Annotated in this window: 9 protein-coding genes; 5 read left to right on the top strand and 4 right to left on the bottom strand. The window is 41.8% G+C overall.

The genetic code is table 11. The features are described from left to right. The first annotated feature begins 444 nt into the window (after positions 1–444). Positions 445–1,212, top strand: coding sequence for a polysaccharide deacetylase family protein (locus tag AC11ZT_RS04810; RefSeq protein WP_484058519.1), 768 nt, complete (start codon positions 445–447; stop codon positions 1,210–1,212). Positions 1,213–1,468: 256 nt separating this feature from the next. Next, positions 1,469–2,638: an acyltransferase gene (locus AC11ZT_RS04805; RefSeq protein ID WP_484058518.1), complete on the top strand. Its 1,170-nt coding sequence runs from the start codon at positions 1,469–1,471 to the stop codon at positions 2,636–2,638. A 92-nt stretch (positions 2,639–2,730) separates the two neighbouring features. On the opposite strand, the gene AC11ZT_RS04800 is transcribed toward AC11ZT_RS04805, so the two are convergent. Further along, positions 2,731–2,886, bottom strand: coding sequence for a hypothetical protein (locus AC11ZT_RS04800; protein WP_484058517.1), 156 nt, complete (start codon positions 2,884–2,886; stop codon positions 2,731–2,733). 229 nt (positions 2,887–3,115) lie between these two features. Here AC11ZT_RS04800 and AC11ZT_RS04795 point away from each other — a divergent pair, with 229 nt between their 5' ends. Together AC11ZT_RS04795 and AC11ZT_RS04790 are read left to right on the top strand one after the other, a co-directional pair. Beyond that, positions 3,116–4,459, top strand: a complete 1,344-nt coding sequence (locus AC11ZT_RS04795; protein WP_484058516.1) for a cytochrome ubiquinol oxidase subunit I — start codon at positions 3,116–3,118, stop codon at positions 4,457–4,459. Then, a complete protein-coding gene (locus tag AC11ZT_RS04790) occupies positions 4,456–5,481 on the top strand; it encodes a cytochrome d ubiquinol oxidase subunit II (RefSeq protein WP_484058515.1) in 1,026 nt (341 codons plus the stop codon). Before AC11ZT_RS04795 ends, AC11ZT_RS04790 begins: the two co-directional genes overlap by 4 nt. Before the next feature lie 51 nt (positions 5,482–5,532). On the opposite strand, the gene AC11ZT_RS04785 is transcribed toward AC11ZT_RS04790, so the two are convergent. Together AC11ZT_RS04785 and AC11ZT_RS04780 are read right to left on the bottom strand one after the other, a co-directional pair. Further along, positions 5,533–7,113 carry an MFS transporter gene (locus AC11ZT_RS04785; RefSeq protein WP_484058514.1) on the bottom strand — a complete coding sequence of 527 codons (1,581 nt, stop codon included), beginning with the start codon at positions 7,111–7,113 and terminating at the stop codon, positions 5,533–5,535. A gap of 102 nt (positions 7,114–7,215) precedes the next feature. Beyond that, a complete protein-coding gene (locus AC11ZT_RS04780) occupies positions 7,216–7,689 on the bottom strand; it encodes a MarR family transcriptional regulator (protein ID WP_484058513.1) in 474 nt (157 codons plus the stop codon). A 182-nt stretch (positions 7,690–7,871) separates the two neighbouring features. On the opposite strand from AC11ZT_RS04780, the gene AC11ZT_RS04775 reads away from it, so the two are divergent. Next, entirely contained in the window at positions 7,872–8,003 is a 132-nt protein-coding gene (locus AC11ZT_RS04775) for an anti-repressor SinI family protein (RefSeq protein WP_484058512.1), read from the top strand. 81 nt (positions 8,004–8,084) lie between these two features. Here the strand turns inward: AC11ZT_RS04775 and AC11ZT_RS04770 are convergent. Beyond that, on the bottom strand, positions 8,085–8,334 hold a 250-nt coding region (locus AC11ZT_RS04770; RefSeq protein WP_484058511.1), incomplete at its 5' end, for a YkvA family protein.

Genomic DNA, 8,334 nt, shown 5'->3' with positions numbered 1-8,334 from the left:
AAATAGGGGATACCCTTTTGTTATGCGGCATACTTGCGACAATAATGCCCTGCTTTTTATGAAATACAAATCGATTTCCTACCGTTTCGATCCGTTTCCTTTGATTTGTGATCCAAATTTCTGTTTTTGCGATCCAACTCTTCCTGCCCACTTCTCTCATTCACGATTTCTTCCTACTTGCGATCCAAGTTCCTGCCATTGCGATCCGTTTCCTTTGGTTTGCGATCCAAATTCCTGTTTTTGCAATCCAACTCTTCCTGCCCACTTCTCTCATTCACGTTTTCTTCCTACTTGCAATCCAAACCTCTGTACTTACGATCCAAGCTTTCCGACCCACTCTTCTCATTCACGACTTACAAGATGGCTTCCATAATATGCTTTGATTAACGATGAAAAAACAGAATAACCTAAAGGTAAGATTCTGTTATGTGCAGGGTGATTAACATGATAAATAAATGGATGCAATTCAGCGTGATGACTGTTGTTTTTTTCGTTTTTTCTTCTTCAAGTGTTGTACATGCAATCGTACCTTCCAGGTTTCTTAGTTTTCATGATAATCCAAGTTCCTCTACTGTTTCACCTTCTCGGTCTGTTCAGTCGGTAAGAAAAATTGCCTATTTAACATTTGATGACGGCCCCAATCGATATACACCGCAAATCTTGAAGATTTTGCGCGATGCTGATGCTCGGGCAACCTTTTTTGTAATTGGTACACGCGTTTCGCATGATCCAGAGGTAACGAAGCAAATGCTTGAGGATGGGCATTTCGTTGGTCTGCACAGTATGACCCACGATGTAAAACGTTTGTACAACGGCGCTCCTACTACGCTCGTTCATGAAATGGAGGAGGCACACGGCATTGTTCTTGCTGCAACAGGTTTAAGTACGCAGCTTGTGCGTGTACCTTATGGAAGCAAGCCGTTTCTGACCCAAACATACCGGGATTCCTTGGTAAACGCCCATTTTAAGCTGTGGGATTGGACGATTGACACGAACGATTGGAAATCCCAAAGCAGTGTAAACTCCGTACTGCAGCGCGTATCCAATCAATCGTACCGTGATGTTGAAGTGATCTTAATGCACGATAGTAAACTAACGGTAGAGGCTTTACCGCAAATTATTTCTACCCTTCGTTCCAGGGGCTATCTCTTACTTCCGTACCGACCATCTGCCCATGTAGAGGTAAACTTTTGGCATGATATAAGGCTGTAAACCTGCCACTGACTTATCGTCGAACTCATACGATCATCGGCGATAAGTCAGAAAAATTAGGCTCCCCCTCTTGTAAGCAAGTCCATCCAAGCAACATCTTCTAGCTCATTTTCGTGGTTATAAAACGCTCTCACTTCCTGCTACCAGCACCCTTCTGATTTTTCTAAAAAAATCGTGAAATTTTTCACAAACTATTCATTTCTTCTTGTCACAAACAATACTATAATCGATATTGTACATTAAGGAGAGGATGAACATGACTTCACGATTGGCAAAACGTAAGGTTCCTGAGTTAGATATTATCCAGAGTCTGGCATTTTTAGCCGTTGTATTACAAAGTTCTCTCATGTATACAATAACGCAACCGAACCTTGCCCCGGAGCAGGCTGTTATGATTGGCATGTTTTTCAATTTCGCTAAATTCTCAGCACCTGCCTTCATTTTTATTATTGGCTTTTCGTTATTCTATAATCATGATACACAGGTGAATTATAAGCTTTATATTAAGGAAAAATTCTATACACTTATCGTACCTTATGTTGTATGGTCAATGATTTATATGTATACAACGCAGACATCCGTTCCTTTCATTCAGATTGTTAAGACATTGCTGAAAGGGTCAGCTGCCCCTCATTTATGGTACGTGGTGATGATGTTTCAAGTCCATATTTTGTTTCCACTTTTATTTCTAACCTTCCATGCAGTTCGCAAGCGTGTGCATTCCAAAGAAAGCTTGTACCGGATTATGACGGTGTTTGCACTCGGTTATTTCGGACTCATGTGGTTGTCTTCTCACTTTATATTTAACGGGGTCACGTTGACAAGTTCCTTGTTTCTCAAATATACGGATCGCTCGTTTCTCTTCTATTCCTTCTATTTCATGCTGGGAGGCGTGGCTGCTGTAACTTTACCGACTTGGCGCAAGTTCATTATCAAGAACGTCCCGCTTAACACATTTTTGTTTCTTGTTTTATTTGTTATCGTAGGGTACGAGCTTCTCTCCTTTGACGGAATACAAGCAATTCATCTTCAGGTTTCTACCTATTTGAAACCTTCGATGTTTATTTACATTACCGTTGAAATCTTGCTTTTGTATGCACTTGCGATGACCATTGTTCATAGTCGTACGTTCGTATTCACCATTCTTACTTTTATTAGTCGGTTCACATACGGATCGTATTTGGCCCATGTTTTCTTTCTTGGAATCAGTGCTAAATTTCTTACCGTCTTTCATCTTGCTAACAATACTTTAACGTACAGTATCCTCTTATTTACTGTAACGGCGGTCTTTTCCGTCACAACAATAGTTGCATGTAGTTTTATTCCGTTCGGTCATATGATAACCGGACCTGTTGTAAAAATGATGATTAAGCTCCCGATTCCATCCCTAGCATCCTTCGTTCCAAAGACACGAAAAGCCAAGTGAGGACAAACGCTCACTTGGCTTTTTATATGTAGACATTTTATTTTTAAAGTTGTTTTTCAAATCCCCTAATGAGTTACATAAGCCAGCTTTCTCTATTCTTCTATTCCAACTGGTTCCTTGGAAGGTCGATATAATCCTTTAACCAGGTTATCATATTCTTTTCTTGTAATCTCCTTATTGTAAAGCTTTAATAATAAGTCTTTGTGCTCTTTTGAGAACGCCATCTTACTAATAACCTCTGGATACATGAGAAGCCCCCTTTTCGAATACAAACAGTTCAAGAACCTTTGTTCGTATATCATTATAGAACAGCTTTCGACATAAATCAATTTTGGCATTATAAAAATAGAGTTATTTTTAATTATTCTAACATTTATTTACAAATGAATCCATAGATTTCTATGTTTTTTTTGTACATTTTTTGTATATTTTTCTATTTATTAAGGAGAATAAGGAAAAAAGAAGGAGAATTTGTTGATGAATTCAGTTCAGTTATCGCGTGCTTTTTTTGGTACCTCACTCGCCTTTCACATTATTTTTGCAACGCTAGGAATCGGACTATCTCTCATGATTTTGCTATTTGAATGGATGCATCATGTAAAAAAGGATAGTGATTATGCTATTATGGCACAGCGATGGACGAAGGTATTTGCTATTTTACTTGGTGTAGCGATTCCGTCTGGTACGATTGTCGGTGTGCAAATTTCATTGCTTTGGCCTGGGTTTGCTAAAGTGTTAGGGCAAGTTATTGCCGTACCCTTTCAAATTGAGATTTTTGCCTTTTTCCTTGAGGCATTGTTTATGTCCATTTACGTATATGCGGCGGACAAGCTTTCGTCAACCTTGCGTATTCTATCCCTTACTCTCGTTATGCTAGGCGCCACCATCTCCGGTGTTCTCATTACCTCTGCGAATACATGGATGAATACACCGGCGGGATTTTCAATGAAACCGGACGGCACGATTTATAATGTGAATCCGTGGGAAGCTTTCTTTAATCCAAGCTTTCTCACAGGGTCCTTGCATGTCGTCATTACAGCCTTTGCTACGGGTGCAGGTGTAGTCGCATCCATTGCCGCATACAAGCTATTGAAACGTAGAGATATTCGTGAGACCGCCTATCATAAAAAAGGACTCCATATCAGCCTTCTTGTTGCTTTTCTATGCGGCGTTCTTATGTGGGTATCCGGTCATGCATCGGCAATCAATCTACATGAGCATTCTCCTGAAAAGCTAGCGGCTGCAGAAGGATTGTTCGACACGCAGTCCCATGCGCCGCTTGCAATTGGAGGATTCGTTGATCCAGCAACGCACCGCGTTAAGTACGGCGTCGAAGTACCATGGGCTCTCAGTATACTCGCTGGTTTTTCTCCAGACACCGTTGTAAAAGGATTAAATGAATTTCCGCAAGATACGTGGCCGCCCTTTTACACACATGTTTTCTTTAATCTTATGGTCGGAGCCGCTACTCTTACAACAGTGATTGCAGGTATTGGGCTTCTTCTTTGGTATCTTCCCTCACGGCGGCGTGTTTTACCAAAATGGCTAACATGGCTAATTGTAGCGATCGGCCCCATTAGTATGCTTGGCATCGAATTCGGTTGGATTTTCAGTTGCAGCGGCCGTCAGCCGTGGGTAATCTACGGCTTTCAAAGAACAGCAGAAGCAGCGACGCGCGCAGATTTTGTAGGCCCGCTGTTCATGCTCTTTATCGTGTTGTATTTCTTTTTTGCAGTACTTACGGTCATTGTACTACGCACCTTTTTCAGACACCATCCGTTGCAAGCAGAGCTTGAATCCTATGGAGGAACCCCATCATGAACGAACAAAGCATTGCTATTCTCATATTGTGGGCTCTCATTTTTGCATATAGCATCCTTGGGAGCATCGATTTTGGTGCTGGTTTCTGGTCGATGGTCTATGCGAATCATCGGACACTTGCAAGCAAGGTTGCCAGCCGGTATCTATCACCGACGTGGGAGCTAACCAATACCGTACTCGTTTTTGTTGTCGTCGCCTTCATCGGACTATTTCCAAAGGCGGCCTTTACCCTAGCTACGGTCATGTTCGCACCTGTCTCCCTTATTCTTGTTCTGGTTGCTGTGCGTAGCTCATTTATGGTATTTTCCTATTCGCTGCCGCGTTATGAAAATACGATGCGCATCATTTCAGGAATAACCGGCCTGCTTATTCCGGCTCTTCTTATTACGGTACTTCCCGTGACAGAAGGGACGTTCGTTGATTTTTCAGGTCCTACCGAGAAGCTATTATATGGAAAGCTCCTTAGTAATCCTACCGTATACCTTTATATTCTATTTGGATTAACGTCCGAATTATTCCTATCCTCCTTGTTTTTAGCTGATTTTTCGCGGGAGCAAGCTTCAGAGGATGCGTACCGGGTGTACCGACGGGCTGCCATTCTACTTGGGCCGACTACTTTACTTACTGCCATTTTGGCCCTCGTAGCCAATCAATCAGGTTCAAGCTGGTTACTTACTAATCTGGCACAGGAGATTCCATGGTTTGCAGCATCCCTTGTTTTTTTCGTTATTGGCTATTCGTCGCTTTGGTGGAACAACCGCAACTATCCGACATTCGGATACCCGCGCATCGCCATACTTGCTACCATCGTTCAATATTTACTGGCTAGCTACGCATATGGCAAAGCGCATTTGCCGTACATCGTCTATCCGAACGTCACTGTTTATACAAGCTTTACGACGAAAGAAACATTTTACACGCTGCTTGTCCTATATGCAGTCGGAATTGCCATTCTATTGCCTGGCTTTATCTTCTTCTGGAACTTATTTTTAAAGGATCGTGCGTTTTTGAAGGGGAAATAGCGCAATGCAAAAAGGAGGTCACCTATAGGCGACCTCCTTTTCATTTTCCTACTATTGTGCACTTTTCGTTACGTTTTTACCTTTACTGCGAAGTAAACTAATAATGAAAATAGCTATGAGCATAAGAGCTGACATAACAGCCGCTGATAAGAAGAGGGAGCCAAATCCGTTTCCTATTACTGTATGAATCGTATTTATTATCACTTCTTTTACTTTTGGATCTGGAATGTTATCAACAGCCTTTAGCATGTCACTCACGCTCGTATTTTGAGAAAGGGAGCCAAACATACTTGCAGGAATCATTTTTAAATTTACGCCTGCATTTTGTAGGTTAATCATAATTTCATTTCCGATAGTTTGGAAGTTTCTCGTTAGGAATCCTGCGTAAATCGTTGGTGCAATGGTAAGTCCAATTTGACGAGAGAGGGACAGCGTTCCAAGTGCTGAACCTTTGTCTGCACCTGCTCCTTCTGTTGCTAGTACATTGACAGGTGCGCCAAGCGTCATACCAAATCCAAAGCCGGCTAAGCAGCTGGCGATAATAAACTGCCATGTATTCGATACCCAGAACGGGAAAAGCGAGAAACCAATAAATCCAACAATACTTGATATAACAATTGTAACTACTGGCCCTTTTTTATCTGTAAATACACCGCCAAGTCCGGCACCAACACCAGATGCAAGGGCTAGCGGAGTCATCCAATATCCAGACTGTGCAGCCGGTACCCCTAAATATTGTTCTACAAAAGCAGGGATGAAAATAATCGCTGCAATAAGCGCCCCGGAAAATACGCCGATCACAAGTGTCCATAAATAGACAGGTGTGCGAAGTAAGGAGAAAGGAAGAACCGGATCTCCGCCGCGGCGTTCTAAACGATTTTCAAGTGTTAACAATACGATGAACAACGCAATTCCGGCTAAAATAAAGCCTAGGAAGGACGGGTTCGTCAAACTCTTGATCAGATCTGTACCATTTAAATTCGTAATACCATACATAATACTTAACACGGAAAGTGCCAAGAGTGCAGTTCCCTTTACATCAAGAGGTGCATTTTTCGGATCCTTCGTTTCTTGAATAAATCGGAACGCTAAAATAATAAGAGTAACCGCAATTGGCAGGTTGATTAGGAAGAGCCAATGCCAATTTCCTGTCCATGCGAGCAAAAAGCTACCGATATTAGGTCCGAGAACGGCTGCCATACCATTCATACCGCCAAGTGCACCAAGTGCTTTCCCTTGTTGCTCTTTAGGCAGTGTACTTAAAATATGAGAGCTACCGATAATAAAAATCCCACCGCCACCAAGTGATTGGAGCAAACGAGCTGCTAAAAACATAGGAAACGAAACACTTAATGCCACAAGCAAGGAACCAAGTCCAAATAAAAATACTTCAATCAGAAACAGTTTCTTTCGTCCATAACGGTCTGAAAGCTTCCCGATAATAGGTACGCTAACCGAAAGTCCGAGCGTATACAACGTAATACCCCATGCGCCCCAAGAAGCCGACACCTCATAGCTTCGATTAATCGTAGTTAGCGCAGCGCTAATAATCCCGTTATCAAGGGCTGCCATAAATACCCCAATTGAAAATAGAATGATGGCCCAGCGCTGATTTTGACTAGCAGTTGTCATAATAATTCACCTCGGTTTCATTCTGTTAACATGAATAATTCATTTCACATTAACTAATTATATGATGAACTGATTTGAAACAGTTGTCAATTTTTTAGCGAATTATTTTCCTGCTTGATGAAGCGAACGTGTAAGAATTTCGAGACCTTCCTCCACTTTGCTTCTTTCTTCTTCATTCATATGTGACATCGCCCGCTGCAGCTTTTCATGACCTGAATGGGTCAAAGTTTGAAATAACGTGCTCGCTTTATCCGTCAGCGAAACGAGGACAGACCGACGATCATTTGTGCCATGAACCCGCTGGGCAAAACCAAGTCCCTCCAAACGATCAATAATACCCGTCATATTTGATAAAGAAGCTTTCATATGCTCAGCAAGTGAGCTAACCGACATCTGCCCATGCGCATTTAGCAGCATCAACACCTTCATTTGCGTCATACTCACATCCAGCTGAACCCAGGCATCCACATCCCCGACGCCCGCTCCGTGTATCACTTGCATATATAGCTGCCAAAGCCGCTTATCACGCTCACTCATACCAGAATGAGACATGTAATCACTCCTACCATCTTTCATTTCCTGCATCTCCCTCATCTTTGCCAATATCTATATCGTTATTGTATGTGCATCCAGAAGGAAACTCAAGCACACCTCATTCCTTTTGCATACGCCGTTATTTCTCCTTTTCGTACCCCCATAAAAATCACGCTCTCTTCGAATATATATAGAGTAGAAGATGAACAAGGAGGAATTACAAAGTGTTAAGTCAATATGAAAACATAGAAGAATTAGATCCAGAATGGGTCGAACTCCTACTCCATGCCAAAAAAATAGGTATTACGCCAGAAGAAATCTACCTATTTTTACAGGCAGAAGCGAAAGTATCCTAAGAAAAACTAAATGATGTCCTCCTAGATGTTTATATAAAAAAAAAATCTCTTAAAAATAGAGTACCTTCCGCCGAAGGTACTCTATTTGCCAATTGGAAATTTAGTATCAATGCTCGTTACGTCGGCATCTTGAAACCACGAATGAAGTTTTTCCTTTGCCTGTTTCTTTACGTCCTCATCAATATGCATAGCAACCTGCATAATCGCTGTTCCGAGAACAGCTAAATCATCCGTATATCCAACTCCAGCAAGCATGTCCGGAATAACGTCAATCGGGGCTATGAAATAGGCAAGTGCGCCAATAACGATAACCTTATACCTCTTTGGAAGA

It is taken from the genome of Ectobacillus sp. (assembly GCF_056992975.1).
Note: the sequence above shows the minus strand (reverse complement) of the source record. Positions and strands in the feature narration are given on the sequence as shown.